The sequence below is a fragment of the Mesorhizobium sp. WSM4810 genome (assembly GCF_055811235.1).
In genome coordinates this window covers 112,200-130,116 of the sequence record NZ_JBVVQV010000020.1, presented here as the reverse complement: position 1 = coordinate 130,116, position 17,917 = coordinate 112,200, and the positions used below count along the sequence as shown (strand labels likewise).

19 protein-coding genes are annotated in these 17,917 nt (G+C 58.4%); 6 read left to right on the top strand and 13 right to left on the bottom strand.

What is annotated here, in order from left to right; all coding sequences use genetic code 11:
• Nucleotides 1-257 precede the first annotated feature (257 nt).
• Together AC0L3O_RS25090 and AC0L3O_RS25085 are read right to left on the bottom strand one after the other, a co-directional pair.
• A complete protein-coding gene (locus tag AC0L3O_RS25090) occupies nt 258-452 on the bottom strand; it encodes a hypothetical protein (protein WP_128178278.1) in 195 nt (64 codons plus the stop codon).
• A gap of 145 nt (nt 453-597) precedes the next feature.
• A complete protein-coding gene (locus tag AC0L3O_RS25085) occupies nt 598-810 on the bottom strand; it encodes a KTSC domain-containing protein (protein WP_287347436.1) in 213 nt (70 codons plus the stop codon).
• 238 nt (nt 811-1,048) lie between these two features.
• Here AC0L3O_RS25085 and AC0L3O_RS25080 point away from each other — a divergent pair, with 238 nt between their 5' ends.
• Nucleotides 1,049-1,417: a DUF2934 domain-containing protein gene (locus tag AC0L3O_RS25080; RefSeq protein ID WP_128178282.1), complete on the top strand. Its 369-nt coding sequence runs from the start codon at nt 1,049-1,051 to the stop codon at nt 1,415-1,417.
• Between the two features lie 155 nt (nt 1,418-1,572).
• On the opposite strand, the gene AC0L3O_RS25075 is transcribed toward AC0L3O_RS25080, so the two are convergent.
• Nucleotides 1,573-2,484, bottom strand: coding sequence for a hypothetical protein (locus AC0L3O_RS25075; RefSeq protein WP_473616912.1), 912 nt, complete (start codon nt 2,482-2,484; stop codon nt 1,573-1,575).
• A gap of 1,459 nt (nt 2,485-3,943) precedes the next feature.
• Here AC0L3O_RS25075 and AC0L3O_RS25070 point away from each other — a divergent pair.
• Both AC0L3O_RS25070 and AC0L3O_RS25065 read left to right on the top strand, forming a co-directional pair.
• The gene (locus AC0L3O_RS25070) at nt 3,944-4,369 is read left to right on the top strand and encodes a hypothetical protein (protein ID WP_287174776.1); all 426 of its coding nucleotides are present in this window, start codon (nt 3,944-3,946) and stop codon (nt 4,367-4,369) included.
• Between the two features lie 91 nt (nt 4,370-4,460).
• Complete coding sequence (locus tag AC0L3O_RS25065; protein WP_287342630.1) at nt 4,461-4,703, top strand: hypothetical protein; 243 nt, start codon at nt 4,461-4,463, stop codon at nt 4,701-4,703.
• Nucleotides 4,704-4,718: 15 nt separating this feature from the next.
• Here AC0L3O_RS25065 and AC0L3O_RS25060 read toward each other — a convergent pair whose 3' ends face one another.
• From AC0L3O_RS25060 to AC0L3O_RS25035, 6 genes are all read right to left on the bottom strand, one after another.
• Nucleotides 4,719-5,012, bottom strand: a complete 294-nt coding sequence (locus AC0L3O_RS25060; protein WP_473616902.1) for a hypothetical protein — start codon at nt 5,010-5,012, stop codon at nt 4,719-4,721.
• Between the two features lie 449 nt (nt 5,013-5,461).
• Complete coding sequence (locus tag AC0L3O_RS25055; protein WP_027153963.1) at nt 5,462-6,262, bottom strand: endonuclease/exonuclease/phosphatase family protein; 801 nt, start codon at nt 6,260-6,262, stop codon at nt 5,462-5,464.
• 153 nt (nt 6,263-6,415) lie between these two features.
• Nucleotides 6,416-7,876 carry a phospholipase D-like domain-containing protein gene (locus AC0L3O_RS25050; protein WP_091591043.1) on the bottom strand — a complete coding sequence of 487 codons (1,461 nt, stop codon included), beginning with the start codon at nt 7,874-7,876 and terminating at the stop codon, nt 6,416-6,418.
• 141 nt (nt 7,877-8,017) lie between these two features.
• Complete coding sequence (locus tag AC0L3O_RS25045; protein WP_091591041.1) at nt 8,018-8,236, bottom strand: DUF3072 domain-containing protein; 219 nt, start codon at nt 8,234-8,236, stop codon at nt 8,018-8,020.
• 146 nt (nt 8,237-8,382) lie between these two features.
• Nucleotides 8,383-9,009 carry an ATP-dependent DNA ligase gene (locus AC0L3O_RS25040; protein ID WP_473536518.1) on the bottom strand — a complete coding sequence of 209 codons (627 nt, stop codon included), beginning with the start codon at nt 9,007-9,009 and terminating at the stop codon, nt 8,383-8,385.
• Between the two features lie 532 nt (nt 9,010-9,541).
• Nucleotides 9,542-10,684, bottom strand: a complete 1,143-nt coding sequence (locus AC0L3O_RS25035; RefSeq protein ID WP_473616901.1) for a helix-turn-helix domain-containing protein — start codon at nt 10,682-10,684, stop codon at nt 9,542-9,544.
• Nucleotides 10,685-10,913: 229 nt separating this feature from the next.
• On the opposite strand from AC0L3O_RS25035, the gene AC0L3O_RS25030 reads away from it, so the two are divergent.
• Together AC0L3O_RS25030 and AC0L3O_RS25025 are read left to right on the top strand one after the other, a co-directional pair.
• Entirely contained in the window at nt 10,914-11,216 is a 303-nt protein-coding gene (locus AC0L3O_RS25030) for a hypothetical protein (RefSeq protein ID WP_128172562.1), read from the top strand.
• Between the two features lie 1,019 nt (nt 11,217-12,235).
• Entirely contained in the window at nt 12,236-14,275 is a 2,040-nt protein-coding gene (locus AC0L3O_RS25025) for a family 16 glycosylhydrolase (RefSeq protein WP_287241521.1), read from the top strand.
• A 245-nt stretch (nt 14,276-14,520) separates the two neighbouring features.
• Here AC0L3O_RS25025 and AC0L3O_RS25020 read toward each other — a convergent pair whose 3' ends face one another.
• Complete coding sequence (locus AC0L3O_RS25020) at nt 14,521-14,838, bottom strand: hypothetical protein (protein WP_473616899.1); 318 nt, start codon at nt 14,836-14,838, stop codon at nt 14,521-14,523.
• Nucleotides 14,839-14,979: 141 nt separating this feature from the next.
• Between AC0L3O_RS25020 and AC0L3O_RS25015 the strand changes: the two genes are divergently transcribed.
• Nucleotides 14,980-15,831, top strand: a complete 852-nt coding sequence (locus AC0L3O_RS25015; RefSeq protein WP_473524325.1) for a LysR family transcriptional regulator — start codon at nt 14,980-14,982, stop codon at nt 15,829-15,831.
• 14 nt (nt 15,832-15,845) lie between these two features.
• Here the strand turns inward: AC0L3O_RS25015 and AC0L3O_RS25010 are convergent, their stop codons facing one another.
• The 3 genes from AC0L3O_RS25010 to AC0L3O_RS25000 form a co-directional block, all read right to left on the bottom strand.
• Nucleotides 15,846-16,664, bottom strand: coding sequence for an ATP-binding protein (locus AC0L3O_RS25010; RefSeq protein WP_473616897.1), 819 nt, complete (start codon nt 16,662-16,664; stop codon nt 15,846-15,848).
• Nucleotides 16,665-16,771: 107 nt separating this feature from the next.
• The gene (locus AC0L3O_RS25005) at nt 16,772-17,296 is read right to left on the bottom strand and encodes a plastocyanin/azurin family copper-binding protein (protein WP_473616895.1); all 525 of its coding nucleotides are present in this window, start codon (nt 17,294-17,296) and stop codon (nt 16,772-16,774) included.
• Nucleotides 17,293-17,706 (bottom strand): DUF5602 domain-containing protein, encoded by a 414-nt coding sequence (locus AC0L3O_RS25000; protein WP_027153955.1) that lies wholly within the window; start codon nt 17,704-17,706, stop codon nt 17,293-17,295. Before AC0L3O_RS25000 ends, AC0L3O_RS25005 begins: the two co-directional genes overlap by 4 nt.
• Between the last annotated feature and the right edge of the window lie 211 nt (nt 17,707-17,917).

Genomic DNA, 17,917 nt, shown 5'->3' with positions numbered 1-17,917 from the left:
TGTCCACGTTCGATCATATGGAGATCGATTTTTCCGGTTTCGAAGGGGACATCGCTGTTGCCAAGTCTCACATGCGGGCGTCGCTCTTTTCTGGGATATCGCTCGGCGGCTAACCCGCCACGAAAGCGATATACGCGACCGGCGTCCCGGCCGGCGGGATCGGCCGTAGGCCCTTCATGACCAACTCGACGCCGTCGATGCCACATACAGCAACCGCCGCACATCGTGCCGATGCGGAGGCGCGCATGAGCGCGGCCCTACTGATGCCGCGCGAGCCGGTGCATGGGTGCGTTTGCTTCGGCCAAAATAGTCAGCGCTTGCTCGACTTTTTGAGCCGAGGCGTCAGTGCGCTTGATGTGCCGGATCATTTGCTGCCTCAGCCGCGCGAGCCTTTCGGCGCGATATACATCGCCGTATCTCGCAGTTTCAAGGTGGAGGGTCGCGAGCCTCATGGGCGACGATTCCGATTATCTAGCAGTAGAATTCGCGAATCCGCCTTTCGTTCCGATGTCCGACCTTGCCCTCGCAAAGGCTGGCCGGACGGCCGAGACGAATGAGCCGCATCCCTGCCAAAGAGAGATCGTCCGCTGATGCTGCTCAGTCAACCGCGGGTCCAACCAGACGGTAACGGAAGTGATTGCGGATGTGTTCGTTGAAGAAGCGGCCCTTGGCAAAGGCGGCTTTGAACGCGGCGAAGATCTCCGGCGGCACGTCCTCAAACTCGTACCGTTTGCCGCTGGCGACGAACCACACCGAGAGGATTCTGCTGTCGGGATCGTATGCCATTTTTCGTATCGAGGTCGATGGCATGATATGGCTCGATCAAAAGCCTTCAACGATCGGAGAGCCTGTCACGTTCCTTCGTGGTGTTGGCTCCCGAGCAGCGCATGAGGATTTGCTCCGGGCGCATCGCGGCGTCGCAAACGCGGCAGGCACGGTCTTCCGGTAGCTAGCCTTCCGGGTCTCTCTTTTCCCGAAATCAGCGTCTAGGGTCGGATCGTTCCGACGCTCCTTCGCGTTGGGTGAGAACCCATAAGGAGGAACGTCCATGTCAGACGACAAACACGAACGCATTCGGCGCCGCGCATATGAGATCTGGGAACGAGAAGGCCAGACGCACGGTCTGCACGAGCGTCATTGGAATCAGGCGACCTTGGAAATCGAGAACGAAGACCGTTCGCTTGGTGCTCGTCCACAGGCAATATCCGGCGCCGACGTACCTGCTCCCGCGCAGGCCCAAAGCCGAGGGAAACAGGGCAAGCGCGCCGCTGGTCAATCGGATGTTGAGGCAGCGGAAGCGCTGGCGATGAGAACAGGCATCACCGGCGATCAAGCTCAAGACCTCATAGATCGCCTCGGTGACGATCCGCTGGCACTCGATGAGGCGGCGCGGAGCCTCAGGGCATCCGAAAGGTAACCGCCGGCTTTCTCAGGCAGCCCATCGCTGTACTCGGACAGATCACCACAGATTTTCAACCTCGGCCCCCCCCGCCAGCGGACCGCCGCATCGCCAAATGAATGAAAGCCGCGCCTCCGGCGGAGAGAGCGGGCCGATCGGGTCGCGGTCCTGTTTCATGACGTTGGACTGAGATCGCGGTTTCGCCTTCGACGCTCGACGACGCGCGCGTTTCGACGAGCAACTCTAAGTTCGGTAAGCGTCGGCTGCCACCAGCCCCGGGAACGCTCCATTTCGCCGGCCTCACGACGAGCGGGCCATGTCCTGATGAGTTCCGTCAGCGTCGCCGAGCGCCACGTTCCCCAAGCGTAGTTGATGTCCGTCCGCCTCGCGTGTGGATAGAAGGCGGCCAATACTGACGGCTCGACGAGCTCACCTGACACATCGGTAAAGACGACAACACCGTACTGCTCTGTGGCGACGGGGCGGCCCATCGGAGGCGAGTCTTCAGATGGCAGCGGATAGCGATGGCGTCGGCGTTCCGCATATCGCAACCGCCTGGTTCTTTGAGCTTCCGAGTCGCTCTCCGCCTCGCGTCGTCGCTTCCTTTCCTCGGGTTCGCTACGCCGGGCAGCCTCTTCGATTGTCGGCCACCGGCGCCGCAGTTCCTCATAGGACCGAAACGGCACGCGCCACGCCCGGAGTTCATCGTCCCAACTTGCCCAGGGAATTTTGCGTAGTTCCCGAAGGACGGTCATCGAATACGGTGTCCGAATGCGCAGATCCTCGGCAATCTCAAGATAGGGACTGGAGATCGGATCGAAAGCGAAGGCGTCCCGCCCCTTGCTGTCGCCGTGGATCGCCAGCAACTCGGCCTCACGCGCCAGCCAGCGATCGACCCGGCGGGCTGCCGTCTTGCCTGGTACAAACCAGCTCCTGCGCTCGTCGCTCCACCTCGCTCGCGGAAAGGCCTTCCGAAATCGTTCGACAGTCATTCGGTCGTAAGGAAAGTTCGCCAAGGCACCGGGGGTGTCTTGTTTCTGCAGCACAGGCTGATGCTTGGGTTCCTCCACGGTCGTGCCGTCAATGGTTTGGGACTCGCACAGAAACGTCTCGCCGGGCCTTATGGTTCACACGCGAACCAGAACGCGACTGCCCTTCGCGACTGAAGGTCGCTCGCAGGGGAACGCGAATATCGCGAATGTGGCAGTTCAGATCGTCGCGACCCAGTGGTAGCAAGTTCGGAGTCGTGAGCGTTCGGACTTTGGTCGCAGACGGAGCGGCTTTGACAAATTTGCTGGATGACGAGGCACTCGACGCCTTAAAATTGCTATTGGGCGGATTCCCGGTCGCGAGCAAGGCTCCTAAAGTCAGTTGAGTCCCTTTGAGGGCTATGCTGCGGTTCGCATTGTCCGCGAGAATGGCGCACTTAGGCGCATGGGTGACACGCAAAAGGGGCTCGCCGTTCCATTTGCGAAGCGACGGGCCCCATGAGTGCCGGGCATTGGGGCACCCGGCATTGCTGACCGTGCAATTGCGGTGCCAGACGGATTGATCCATAGCGGGGCACCTTTGGCCTCTCTACCAGCGCGTTAGGACATGCGAGGGGTAAGCTGCCTATCCTGGGAGCTAACCACGCCGGTACCTGCGTTAGGCCGCCCAGCTCCTGCTGACGCCGGCGCTCGTTGGCTTGGCAGCCCAAGAGAAAGTCGTCATGCTCTGATGAACGTATCTTGGCGCCATGCTCTAATGAACGTATCTTGGCGCTTGGCCTGAAAGCCGACCCCGACAAAATCATCGCAGCGGCAAAGCGAGGGCACCAGACGCTGGATTCATCCACTACTTGCCAAGATGTCGTCGCGCTGCGCCAGCGCGGAATCGCGCCAACCACACCTACGGCCCCGATTAGGCCGATCCGGCCAATCCAAGCGTCCCTCGCCGACATCGAGGCGCCCGACCCCACGACATCGACCGCAGCCGCCTATCAGGCCTGCGTTCAACATGTGACAGGCTGGTCATCCGGCCCGTCCTTCCGGCCACTGAAACCCAGTGTTAACGTCGTTCGCGGGTGAGAGGATGCAGCCGCAGCTGAAAGTGTAGGGTACAGCTCGCTGCCAGGCACGGAGGCGAAAATGAAATTGCTTGGGATTGCGATTTTGTGCACGGGCATGATCAGCGCAGCAATGCCGGCCGTTCGCGCTGAGGATCAGCTTGTACCACCTAACCATGTTGAAGCGCCAGAGCCGGCAGTTCATTGCGAGGGCCAAAACTGCCTTCCACCAGCCGATAACCCTGTCGAGGAATGCAAGGGGGAGGATTGCGCGCCGGCTCCGCCGGTGGACCCAGGTCCACAGATTGAACACGTCGACTGAACAGCATCAGCCGAACACCCCGACTACGAAGGTGATCGCGGATCCGCGGAGAAGGTTGGATTTCAGGTCCTCTCCCTCCGCCATCTGCCGTTGATTTATCTAAGTAATTCATCGATTTGCCAGAGTTACTTCTTCCAGTAGAGAAGGGCCCGCCACATGAGGCCGGCGAAGCGAAGTGAGCTACGACCTACCGCCCAGGAACACGGGAGCCTTCGATCTGCATTTGACAGACTTGGAGTTCGAAGGACTACTGGCTTTCCTTAGATCTCAACAGAGAATAGGCCGAGCCTGGATTTTCGGCTCCCGGCGGTCTGGTCGGCGCCGGTCAAAGGATGTCGTTAAGCCCGCTGATATCGACGTTGCCGTCGAACTCGTGGACGTTCCTGAAGCAGACACGCTACTGGCGATGTTCGATGTCCGGTTCGCTGCCAGCGATTTTTTCGTGCATGGGCACCCGCAATATGGCCTCTCGACTACGGAAGGTCAGGCTGGCTTTGTTCAAATCGAGTTTCCTGGCAAAGAAGGCCCGACCGTCGCGGCGTTCATCACCGCCGACGGCGCCACCCGGATCTTTGAGCGGGCCGGCTTGCTGCCGGGGTAGCTTACGCGATCAGGCTTGACGCTCTGCCCTGCCGCGCGATGCTGAGTACGGCTTGGGGAGATCATTTGCTTACCCGCGGTGGGAGGGGAACATGACTCCTGAGTTCTTTGGGAGTTGGCTGCTCCAAGTAGCCGTGATGCTTTGCGTCGTTGCGGGATTGGCAATGACCATCGTTGCGGTTCGCACTGGATGGAGCTCCATTGGTTTCGTGATGATCGGCTTTGCCAGGCGAGGCCGACACGAGTACATGCGGTCTGTGTCATCGATGGTCAAGAAGATCCTGACCACGTATCTGCGGGAAAAGGGCTACCTGCCGAAAGGCGCAGCAGAATAGCTATGCTCGTCACCGTCAGCCGGGAGGAGTGTAGAGCGGCTCTCTGCATCGATGAACCAAGCACTGGCCATCGAGCGTCGGCACAAACCCTACCGCTGGGATTTCCGACCAGTCGCACGCATTGCTGTACCGGCGGACGTAGAGGGCATAGGTGTTCGGGCCGGTGGTCAGCACCGCCGAGGCATGGCTCTGGATTAGCGCCTGCGTCTGTTGGCAGGTCATGGCGCGGGTGTCCGGCCTGGCCTGGGCGAGGGTTGTGAAGGCAAGCGTGACCGCTGCCGAGGTCAACGCAATCCGGCGAATGGACATGACGAGACTCCCATGATGAGCCATTTGGTTGACAAACTCGCATGTCGCAGGGCAGCTGTGCAATGGCGGCCTCCAAATCGGAATTTCCGGACTGGAGCAAACCGCCCGCCCCGTGCGAATTGACGGCGTGCCGCTGGAGCCCGCAACCGAGGACGCTCTCAACCTGCCGGCGGTCACGGCCGGCAGCCTTGCAATTTGAGCAAACAAATAGCCCGACCAGGTCGTCATGCATCGAGCCGTGGTCACGGCCGAGCCTGTCAATCAGCGCCTGGATGTCGAGCTTCGTCGATCTGCAGCACGTATTCATCAGCCAAGTGGAACACGCCCCCGAAGGCTCGCCAGGCCCAGCGACCTCCTCCGCAACCAAAGCCGCTGGGCCGCCCCGCTCCGCCAGTCCGGCTAGAGCTTCCCTTTGAACCGATCTCCATTCATGGGGCTGGGCAGCTACATCACAGGCGAACGAATCCTATAAGCGGCAGATGATCGGAGGCGACCCGCGAAAGCGGCGTGTCATGGGCTTCGACGGAGGAGATCATTCCGTGTCGGTTTGCCATGATCCGGTCGAGCGACAGCAGCGGCAGACTCGATGGAAAGGTGGGGACCGCCGGTGGCGCGGGACCGAAAGTCGTGTGCAGCGTATTCAGCGCGGAACGGTTTCCGAGTCGCCATTCGTTCAAATCGCCGAGCAGCAGTGTTGGCTTTTCGTCCGGTCTGTTCATGATTTCGAGCACGACACGGGCCTGTTCGGAGCGCGATCGGCGCAGCAAGCCGAGATGGGCTGCGATAATGCGCAGAGTTCGTTTCTCGTCCAGATCGATTTCGGCAACCAGGGCTCCGCGCGGCTCCAGCCCCGGGAGCTTTATCTGATGGACATTGCGAACGATGCCACGTTTGAAAAGCAGAACGTTGCCGTGCCAGCCGTGTCCTTTGCCGTTTCCGGACACCGGCACCGGCACCAGGCCTGTTTCCAATTCGAGACGCAGCAGATCCAGAAGGCCGGCACGATCTCCAAAGCGATTGTCCGCTTCCTGCAACGCAATGACATCCGGGCCGATTTCCCGGATGACGCGACCGATTCGTTCGGGATCGAACTTTCTGTCGACGCCCACGCATTTGTGAACGTTGTAAGATGCGACCAGAGTCCCCGCGGGGCGTGCCCCTTCGGACGGCGCAGCCTTCGCCTTCTGCTTTTTTCTGTCGCGAATGGATTTGAGCACACTTGCAGGAAAGCTATGTCCAGTTCTTTGCATGAGTCTGCTGCTCGTCCTCACCACCTTCAAGACTTAGCTTTGTCTCACTCAAACAGGATGTGCAATCGCTGCTTCCTGCCCTGACGAGATGCGGCGCTCGAAAGGAGCGATGGCTGCGTCGCCCGAATTGCCGCGGGCAGAACGAGAAAGCCTCTAAAGGTAGGGCGATCCCAGCCACAACACTCGGTCGAACAGGCGGACGATGAATGGCCGGGCTCTCAAGGTTTCGATCGTTACAGACGTGGCGGAGGCGATTGCCGATCCGATCCGCGCTTCAATCTCCGCGGCAAAGCCTGCATCAAGAACCTCTACATCAATCTCAAAATTCAGCCGCAGGGACCGGGCGTCAAGATTGGAGGATCCTATAAAAGCCCAAACCCCATCGACCGACAGCAGCTTCGAATGATCGAACGAGCCCTGCGTGCGCCATACGCGGCAATAGTGCTTCAGGACCTGATCGAATTGCGCCGTCATCGCCCGGTCAATAAGGAAAAGATTGTTCGTCGCCGGTACCACGATGTCGATCTCGACGCCTCGCCTGGCTGCGGTCGTCAGCGCGCTGATCAGTTCCCGATCCGGCAGGAAATAGGGCGACATGATGCGGATCGATTTGCGGGCGACGGAAAATGCCCCGATCAGCAAGTTGTGGTTCGTTTCGATGCTGGCATCCGGCCCGGATGCAACCGCCCGCGCCAGCATTGGTTGACCGGGAGCCGCGGGAAGCGCGGCCACTTGCCAGGTGTCGCCTTTCAGGAGCTCGCCGCTCACGAAGCGCCAATCTTCGGCGGCAACCGAAAAAAGGTCGGCAACGACCGGCCCGGTGACCTGAAAATGCGTGTCCCTCGCGCTGGAGGAGCCGGCGAACTCGGCTGAGAATCCCTTTCGGATGTTCATCCCTCCGGTGAACGCAATCGTGCCGTCGACGACCAGGATCTTCCGGTGCGTTCTGAGGTTGGCGTAGGGAAGACGCAGGCCCATGACAATGTTGCCGTTGAAGAGGTCTGCTGTGATTCCTGCCTCTCGCAGGCGCCCAAGAATGCTGGGGACGGAGTAACGCGCCCCGACGGCATCGATCAGCACGCGAACGCTGACACCCCGCTGGACGGCTCCGGCGAGAGATTCCACGAAAAGCCGCCCGACATCGTCATTGTCGAAGATGTAGGTCTCGAGCAGGATAGCGCGTTGAGCGCCATCAATCGCTCGGCACATTGCGGCATAGGCCTCGTCACCTGTCTCCAATATCGCAATCGCGTTTCCCGAGGTCAGGGCACGCCGGGCCACCCTGTCGCCCAATGTCTTCAGGCCGGTGAAGCGTTGGCCGTACCGCTCGGCAATCAATTCCTCGGCGGCAAAGTTGCGCTCATGTTTTGCGGAAGCCGCCTCGCTGGAAGGGGGCCGCATGGCGCTGATCGTTGCACGACGAATGCGGTTTATGCCGGCAACGGCGTAGATGATCGCGCCGAGGAATGGCGACAGGAACATCACGCCGACCCAACCTGTGGCGGCGCGGACGTCTTCCTTCGTCATTATGGCGTGGACGATGCCGATGGCCGCCATCACCACCGAAATGATCGCGAGGACCTGGGGCCAATGAGTCATCAAGGTCTGCAACATCGCCAGGACTATCCAGCGAGCGGTTGCAGAACGCAATGCAACTCATCCCCGGGGTCAGACCACGGTAACAAACTGGACAGAGCCGCTGTCGGGTTCGATGGAACGGCCCCGTCGCCGGAGGCCAACAGCCACGAGCGGGCACTACAGGCCTAACTTCTCCCGGAGTGCATCGATGCGTTTAGAGGCTTCCGCCTTGCTGAGGCCGTCAGCATAGGCGTCAGGGTCGTCGGCCTGTTCGGCTAAAGTTTTCAAATAGGAGGCTTGTGCGGGGGTCATGGGATCATCTCCGCTGATCCAATCTTCCGGGTCCTTTTCGACATTTGCCGGTGCCTCGATTTTTGGGTTGTGCCGGTCACCCATGATCAATCTCCCTTGATGATCACCACAATGAGAATGATCATGATTTGTTCCGCCAGATTGGTATGCGCGTCGCGTCCGCCCGCGTAGGCCTCAAATCGGTGAGGACGCCCGTGAGCAGCGATCAGGGCATTGGAGCCGTGCCTGGCTCATAAACGACCCCCAACTCGGGAGTCGGCTTCTTCAAATTTTTTGGCCTTCAGCCATGTGCTCGACAGTCCGCTCCTGTAGCGGCTGTCGGCGCGCTTCGAGATAATTCCATTGAGCCCGATCTTCTCGACGGTGCGGAAGAGCGCCAGCGCGCTGCCCTCGAAATGCTCACTGTATTGGATCTTGCCGAGGCCAGGCTCAATCAGTTGCCACAGCGCCTGCTTGCGCTGCAGCAGCGGCAAGGAGCCTAGATCGTGGCCGTCGAGATGGAGGATATCGAACGCGACGAACACCAGCCGGCTCGGCTCGTTCCAGATCGCCGCTTCCAGCGCAGGGCAATCGAAAGCGCTCTGCTCGCCGGGAACAATGACTTCGCCGTCGAGAATGGCAGTCCGGCATGGCAGATCGACGGCTAGTGCGATGGGCCAGTATTTCGTGGTCCAGTCGCGGCCGTTCTTGTTGTAAAGACGCACACCGCCATTATCGATGATGATCTGGGTTCGATAGCCGTCGAGATTGGCCTCGTGGACCCAGCCCTCACCTTCAGGCGGCCGCTCGACCCGAGTCGGGATCTGCGGCGGAAGAAACTCCAGCCGGCCGCCAACGACCTTGGCACGCTTACTCAATGACGCCACCTTTGACCGCGCAGCGGCGGCTATCGGCACAGGCAACACGACATCTCCCCAACATGATGCCTGCCACCTGTGCCGAGCCCCCGCCAAGCCGCCGAGCCCCCGCCAAGCATTGCAAGCATCTACGCACGAAGCCGATCTGTCGTTAGCTTTGCATCCTAATACTTATCCCGGCGTACATATCTTGCCCGGCGCGGCGCTCTTGCACCGTTCCCGACCGGCTAATTGCTGTCCGGGATCGCCGCCAGCCTACGCAGCCCTTTGCTGGTGAGATAATCCGGGCTAGAGCGGTTCGTCATTTCAAGGAACCGCAGAACCGCTCTATCTCTTTGTTTCTTGACTTGGCAAACATACGACTCGCGGTCTCAACAAGTGTCTTATGCTGCGTAGTTGCAATGTATGCTCCGCTGTGATGCGCGGCGACATCGATGAACAGTTGGTCGATAAATCGGGAATTGGCTATAATTGATGGCGCGGTGGACGCGACACGAAAATATTCTGGTCCATGAGCTTCCCGATCCTGTACTCAGCTTCCGAGCGCTTTGAGCCAATGTTCAAAGGAAGAGGCCTCCTCGTGTCCGGTATGCGAAACAGAGTGGGCGGGGCGCGGTAACACCACGGAGCTTCGGACTTCGCGGGGGCTGTAGCCGAATTCCTTGCTAAAAGCTCGGCTGAAATTAGCCGCTGAACTAAACCCGACGGCTTCGGCAATATTAACAATGCGCCGGCTGTCCGCCGGATTGCTAAGCGCAACATGGGCTGCCAGAAGTCGGCGACTTTGTATGTAGTGGAGAACACCACCGCTCGGTTCGAACAACTGATAAAGACGAGAGCGCGAGACGCCGAGCGCCCGGCACATTGAATCCGGCGTCAGATGAGCCGCATCCAGATTGTTGTGGACGTATCGACGGGCTCGCTCCATCAGCGCGACACTCACCAATTGTTCGGTGGCCGCGGCATGTTCCGCCGGGGGCGAGAGGCAGGCAATGATCATGCTGCGTGTTGCGTGCACGATGCGGGGCAGATCGTCAACCGTGAGACTGCGCAGTCTTGCTTCGATGTTCTTGAGGTAGTCGAGAAAAAGGTTGGCAAAGTTGCCGGACAGAATTGAATTATTCTTTGCGTCCAGGGTTGCCGCCGCATCGGCGAACAAATCACGCGGCAAATAGAGAAAGAGACTTTGGGATTCCGTTGCCCTCCCCCGAAACGGGTAGCCAAGCGATCTAATCTCCAATTTGCCCGGCTGGTTTTCCGCTACGCGGCGATCGACCTCCGTCCACGATCGGCCAGTATGCGGCAAAGCGATATACCAGTGATCGATCGAGCTGGACCGAAGCTTCGCAGCAGAACGCATATAACTATGTGCCGGTGCGCGCTGTTGAACGATCAGCATGCCGCCGAGGTTCCAAGCCGTGTGGTCGGCGGGAAAGCCATCGTCGAGCGATTTGTCATCCGGCAACTTGATCTCGACAAGCGGAGCCATATGCGCCTGCCAAGCGACGAATTGATCTTCTGGCGCCAGTTCGAGCGTCGAAAAGGGCAAAGGTTCGAGCGCCGGCGCAAGTGACGGGGCAGCCTCATTGTAAGGCTGAGCTTCGCGCGGCCAACGACGTCGATCGCGCTCAAGCGCCTGCCTCGCAAGCGCCTTGTCCTGCCTCTTAGCGTCCATCGCGTAGTGCCGTATCCGATTCCGGTATGCCCATCGCCACCGCAATCATGTGGTGTATCACAGCCATCTGGCAAGACCAGCTGAACGCGAGTCCACAGAGGGCTATCACACTGGGTTACAGCAAGAAATGCATTCCGAGATAAGTTTCTGGATGCGACGATAACGACACTCTTCAACGTGGTGCGTATAGAGTCTGGCACGGTGAAAGCGTAGTTGAGGAGGCAACGAAATGAACGCAAACCTCAAAACAGAAGCTCGTCGCAAGATAATTCTTGATGGATATTTTAATAACGAACCTTTGAAAGATATTGCAGCCAAGGTCGGATGCTCACTGGCGAGTTTGAAAGTCACCGCCAGTAGACTCGGTTGCACACGAACTCCGAAAGAGGCGGCGGAATTTCGGCGAGGATTTCATGTCCCAGAACAAAAATTGCGGGATTACCGCCAACTTATGATTGCTGGACAGTATAGAGCTCGCGAGTGCGCCCTGATTTTGGGACTATTGAAAGACCAATTATCGGTCAGCGAGTAAACTTATTCCAATCACGCCTCAGCGGTTCATCGACAAAAAAAATCCGCCGCAAACACTGGCAACAGGCCCTGAAAGGTTCGCACAGATGCTGCGTCGGCGTTTCAATCGCACCTGCCTCAGCCCTCATGATCTGGCTATTTGCGAACGCGTGTTCGATCAGGTTTGCGCAGATGAACACATGGACTCTTCAAGCCGGGATGCCGAGGCCTTAGCGGTGGCGATTGTCGCAATCTTCCGAAACATTACTACCAAGGAGCGCGAACTGCTGGATGAATTGAGGTCTCTTCGTCTCTCAAAGGGCGCAGAGAAGGCGCACTAGCTGGGCGGCTTTCCCTGACGAATTGTTCTAGTCCCGCGTTGGCATTTGCATCTGCATTGCCCCATTGAGTCCCGCCAGAGTGTAGCCACAGCGCTTGCGAAGGAGATGGAAATGGGTTTAGCCCAAGACTTGTCTGATGTTGCGCTCACATTCGATTGTCCGGATTGCTCGCATCCGGCGGTAAGGAAGGGCTCTGCGCTAAGAACGATCGCGCACTTCAGATGCGACGGGTGCAACGCCAAGGTACGGATCACCTATCCGCAGAAGCTAGCGATCTTCGAAAAGTACAGGCTATTAGCCGCCCAAGGGGCATTGCGATAAGACGATCCGGAAACGCGTCGCCAATGGCGGTGACGCGGACCAGATGCAAAAGGTCGATGCCCCTGGTGGGTCCCGCTAAAGAAATAACGGCAGTAGCGCACGTTCCCGCAGCTGCACTCGGCTTTGACGAGCATGTTGTGCCGGGTCGCCTTGCCGAGCGTATCGATCGGATCATGCGCCATGGAGGATTCGCAGTATCGAGTCCCGGCTACGTCAACCGATTTGCGACTTCTCCCAAATTTCTCGTGAAGCGCTGGGGGATAAGCGCACTGACCCATTTGCGGCGGAATCGGTGTCCATTACCGTTCCGTTAACAAATGAACGATTAGATATTGGTGGGGTCAACCGCGAAAATGTTGCGAGAACGAGGAGCCCATCAATGGCTGCGATTGCCCTTCCTGGCGATTGGACCGAACAGTACAAAGGATCGGAGCTGAACCTCTCCGGGTTCAACCTCTCCTTTTCCGACGAGTTCAATACGCTTGATGTCGTGCCGAACAACGGCACCGGTAAGTGGTTCGCGCCTGTTCACGCCCCCGCGGGGGCCGCAAAGTACATGCCGCCGGTCGGAGAAACCAACCCGTTCTCCGTCTCTGACGGGCTTCTGACGATAACCATGAAGCAGGTGGACGGCGCCTGGCAGTCGGGAACGATGCAAACGGTTAACAGCGCCGGCGAGGGTTTCGCGCAAGAGTACGGGTATTTCGAGATGCGCGCCGCCTTTCACGGCGGAGCGGGAGCGTGGCCGGCCTTCTGGATGCTGTCGCCCGATCAGACTGTGCCACGCGTCGAGGTCGACATCGTTGAAGCGTATGGCGGCGATCCCGATGCTCATCACCAGGCGGTGCACTTGAGCAATAAGGAAAGCCACGCTTGGGAAAGCAACTATACGGGCCTCGACGGTTCGCTGTTCGACGGAGCGTTTCACACGTACGGCGCGAGGATAACGACTGACTGGATCACCACATATTATGACGGCAAAGAGCTGAGCCGCTTTCCAATGAGCGACTTTTTCCGCACGCCGCTCTATATGCTGGTCACGTTAAGCATGTATTCCTCCGAGCAGGCTTCCGGCACGTACGACATGGTCGTCGACTACGTGCGAGCCTATGCTGCGCCGGACGTGATGGAGCAGCACCCGACCGGGACGGATGCGGCGGATATCCTGAACGGCGGCAATTTTGATGACGTTCTGGACGGCGGAGCTGGTGCTGACAAAATGTCCGGCGGTTTCGGCAACGATACCTACCGCGTCGACAACGCATTCGACGTAGTCATCGAGGCTAAGGGCGCCGGCATCGATCTGGTCATCACCTCGATGACGTATTCGCTGTCCGGCCAGCAAATAGAGCAGCTCACACTCACCGGCGTTGCCGACATCGACGCGATTGGTAACGAACTCGACAACAGGCTGGTCGGCAACGCTGGCAGCAACCTGCTCGACGGCGGGGTCGGAATCGACAGCATGGAGGGCGGCGCAGGCAACGATACCTACTATGTCGACAATGCGCTCGACCGCGTGGTCGAGGCCGATGCGGCGGGCAACGATTGGGTGTTCAGCTCGATCACCTATTCACTGCCATCCTATGTCGAAAATCTGACTCTCATCGGCCTTGCCGCTATCGATGGTCGCGGCAATTCTTCCGACAATGAGCTGACCGGGAACAATGGGAACAACACGCTTGTCGGCCTTGCCGGCAACGACACCATAAGGGGCGGGGCGGGTAGCGACCGGTTAGCGGGCTATGATGGCGCCGACCTTCTCGATGGCGGGACCGGGGCCGACCAGATGAATGGCGGAGCCGGCAACGATACCTATTATGTGGACAATGTGCTGGACAACGTCATCGACGAAGCGGGCCTCGACCAGATTTTCAGCTTGGTCACGTACTCACTGGCGGTCGATCGCCGGCTGGTAGAAAATCTGCGTCTGACCGGAAACGCCAACGTCGGAGCCACGGGAAATTCCCTCGACAACGTGCTCGACGGCAACGACAGCGACAACAAACTGGACGGCGGCCGAGGCAATGATACCGTGCTTGGGCGGGGTGGCAACGATGCACTAACGGGCGGCCTGGGCATTGACCGGCTTACTGGTGGCGCCGGCAACGATTTCTTCGTTTTCAGCGCGCCGCTCTCAGTGGCCAACCGCGACATCATCACGGATTTCAACCATACGGCCGATACATTCAGGCTCCAGAATTCGATAATGCAGGGGCTTGGAGCCACCGGAGCCCTCGAGCCAGGGTACTTCTTCGCTGGGACTAGCGCGCACGACGCCGACGACCACATCGTCTATGACAAGGTTACGGGTGCGTTGTTTTACGATTCCAACGGAAACGTCGCAGGCGGCGTGACACAGCTCGCGACGCTGACGAACAGGCCGACGCTGCTGGCCGACGATTTTTTCGTGATCTGATCCGACACCTACAGCGATGCGCGTGAAAAAGAGATCAAGCACCGCTGTAACTTCTTGTTTGCGCATCGCTTTGTTCGAAAAACCGGTGACCTCTTTTCGAGCAATGCTCAAATTATATTGCTAGGCGATACGTATCAAATCTCTATCTGACGACGTCCTCAGGTCTGCCGCAACGTTTCAAAAATTCGATGACGAACCATCATGTAGAGTGAGTGCGCCGGCCGGCGTGATCGTGAGATCCTCGCTTACTCGAACATGATCCGAGAGGTTCCTCTTTCTGCGATCGACATTCTCCGAGCTTCCTGGATCCGCTCGGCCTGTTGTTTGGTATAGGGACCCATCGGCCGGGTCTTTTCACCGCCGCGACGAACCCGGCAGTACCAGTGGCCGCTGTCAGAGAAGATTTCAACCGAGGTCGGTGCATCGTTGGCCGCCTCCTTGGCGACCTCGTCGATGAAGTTCACGACCTTTGAATAGTACTGGGCGGGTGCAACCGTGCGCAAACCACTGGTGACGCTAAGTTCCTGCTGCACTGGGGACATGGTCGAACTCCTGTCGGTCATTTGCTTGCGCTCCCTCCCACCGGCGCTGCGCAGCATTCAGCGCAGAGCTGGGTGGATAATCTCGAAGCCTATTGCTCTGACTAGCTATCTAGCAAACGAAATTGATTGACATTTAAACGCAATTTTTATGCTATATGTTTTATGGACATTGAACTCGCCCGGACTTTCATCGAGATCGTTTCGACAGGGAGTTTCATTCGGGCATCGGAGCGCTTGAATGTCGCCCAGACGACCGTAAGCGCACGGATTCGCAGCCTCGAGCAGCAATTGGGCCGCGCGCTTTTTGTTCGCCACAAAGGCGGAGCTTCTCTCACCCCGGCCGGTGAGCAATTTCTGCGCCACGCCCCGATGTTCGTCCAACTATGGCAACGCACCCTTCACCAGGTTGCCGTGCCCCCGGGACGTCGAGCTGTTCTGACGGTCGGCAGCGAAGTCAGCCTAGCGCAACCTCTTCTGCTCGATTGGGTCCGATGGATGCGCGGGTCGCTTCAGGACATTGCACTTCGAGTACACGTCGATGTGCCGAAGGATTTGATCAATCAGGTCGCGTCAGGAATGGTCGACTTGGCTATCATGTACGCGCCCCCCCACAGACCGGGTTTGAAAATCGATCTGCTTCTGGAGGAAAAACTCGTCCTCGTGACGACCAATTCCGAAGCGCGCCTCCTGGACGAATCCGATTATGTTTATATGGATTGGGGGCCGGATTTTGAACTTCACCACGGGATGAATTTCCCGAGTGCTGCTCCGGATCTTTCTTTCGATCTCGGTCCGCTCGCACTGAGCTATGTTCTTGCGACTGGCGGCTCCGGATATTTCAGGATGAGTTCTGTGCGGCCTCACATGGAGGCCGGCCGGCTGCACCTTGTGCCTGAAATGCCGCAGTTCTCCTATCCGGTTTACGCGGTGCAATCCGCAAGTGCGGACGAGAGCGTGGTAGGTCCTGCCCTGGCAGGATTGCATTCCGTCGCGAGCGCCGACATCAAATTGTAGGAGTTGTTGGGCGTCTAAAGGTCCGCTTGGATTGACGGGAACAGAAGGTCGACCGTTGTTCCAATCCCTCGCTCACTCTTTATCCGGATCCGACCACCAACCATTTGCGCCAATGCCTGCACTTGCAACATCCCTATCCCGGTGCCCTTCTCACCCTTCGTCGTAAAGAAAGGATCAAATACCTTTCGCAAGACTTCCGGAGCCATGCCGCAACCATCGTCCTTGACGCGAACGCATGCGTAGGTTTCGGGTCCGGGCAGGTCAGGCGTCGGGGCCGTCTGCACCAATCGCTCAGTGGTGACGCGGATCTCCCCGCCACTTGGCATCGCATCTCGTGCGTTCATTACGAGATTAAGCACTGCAGAGTCGAACAGCGCCGGGTCGATCAAGCAGTTCGGGATATCGGAACCAAGCTCCAGCTTGACGCGGACATCGGGGCCTGCGCCATATCTCAGGAAAGGCTCAAAAGACCTGAGGAATTCATTCAAATTGCCAGCGTGGATTTCGAGTTCCTGATGTTTTGCGAAGGCCAGTACCAGTGACGTCAGTTCGATACCTCGATCGATTCCCTGCCGCGCTGCAGCAATGTAGGTCCTCACGCTTTCGGGCTCCTCGGCTCTTATTTCGGCAAGCCTCAGGCCGGATCCGATGACTGCCAGGAGGTTTCTGAAATCATGGGCAATACCGCCAGTCATCTCGCCTAAGGCGGCAAGCCGATGTGTGGCACGCTCACGTTGTTGGGCTGCGGCCCGAGCACCGAGAGGCATATCTACCTGACGCTCGTCGCACTTCGCTCGTGTTTCATTATCGTATGGAAACGCGCTGCCGGTCATGATGGTCGCCCCTATCGATCATTGACGACAAACAGGAAACTCGGGCTCCCATTCGCATCGTCGTTTGGGTTCTCCTGTTGCTGGTGTCACGCATCCTGCACGCATGCCTAGGCGCGCCGCACGATCCCTTTCGTCATGATGTCTTCGACCATCGGAAAGGCCTTGACGGCCTCTTCCGGTAGGTCTCCCTTCGCTCCGGTTAGCTCCGTCCAGTCATGCGCCTCGGGCTCGCCGACGACGATACGACCGACCATTCCAGCATGCTCATGCGGAATGCAGTAATAATCATAGACCCCCTGCTCGGTGAAAGTAACCGAAAAGCTTTCGTCGGGCAGTAGATAGTCAGAATCCCAAGATTTTGCCGCTTTCGGCATGCGGAGCGGCCGCTCGAAGTTTGTGGGATTGTATGCCGTCGTCGTGTGCGAATTGCCGGGGTTGAGATTGGTCCAGCGGATCGTCTGTCCTGGTTTGATCAGAATGCCTATCGAGTCGAACCAGACGTGTGAACCGTCGTCGCGCCCTTGCATCTTGACTTCGATCATCTCGCCACCCAACACGGCCAGAGAAGAGAGGGAAAGGGCGGCGGCGAGCCCGCCGCCAGCGCCCAGTATCTCACGACGCGTCAGTGTCATTTGGCGACCTGTGCCTCGTCAGCCGCCGAAACATGCCACAGCACGACATGGACATGCGGCTCTTCTACCCCCGGATGGCCGGCATTGTAGTAGACGTCCACATGGTCGACATTGCCGCCGGGTGAAGCGAGGTCGTCAAAACGCTTGTCCGGATTGAGGTCTTTGATCGGCAGCATGTAAATCGTGCTGACAAGCTCGCCATCGTGGTCATAGGCAAGGAATGGTCCGGCAGGCAATGTCGTCGGATCGACGAAAAGTTGGCCCATGCCCGGCAGGAAGTCGGGCAGTTTCACAAGCTTGCTGACCTGTTCGTAAGGAGCGGCTGGCGGAGCTTTGGTGACCTCATTCGCCGCCATGGCGCAAAGCGAACTGCCCACTGTCAAGGCAACTGCGAGGACGAGTTTTTTCATCACGGCATCTCCTGGTTGAAATAAAAATTGCGACGGCTGAAGATCTGGAAGTCCGTCTAAAAATTCGATTTTCACTTTCTGACACGGCATGTTCGCGCCCAGCTAGTAAGCAGGAGACTGTTCTGTTCGTCAAACGAAAATAACTGGCATTTAAAAGCATTATTTCTGTTAGTCAGGCCCGTACCTGTTTTGCTTGATTTTCAAAATATCT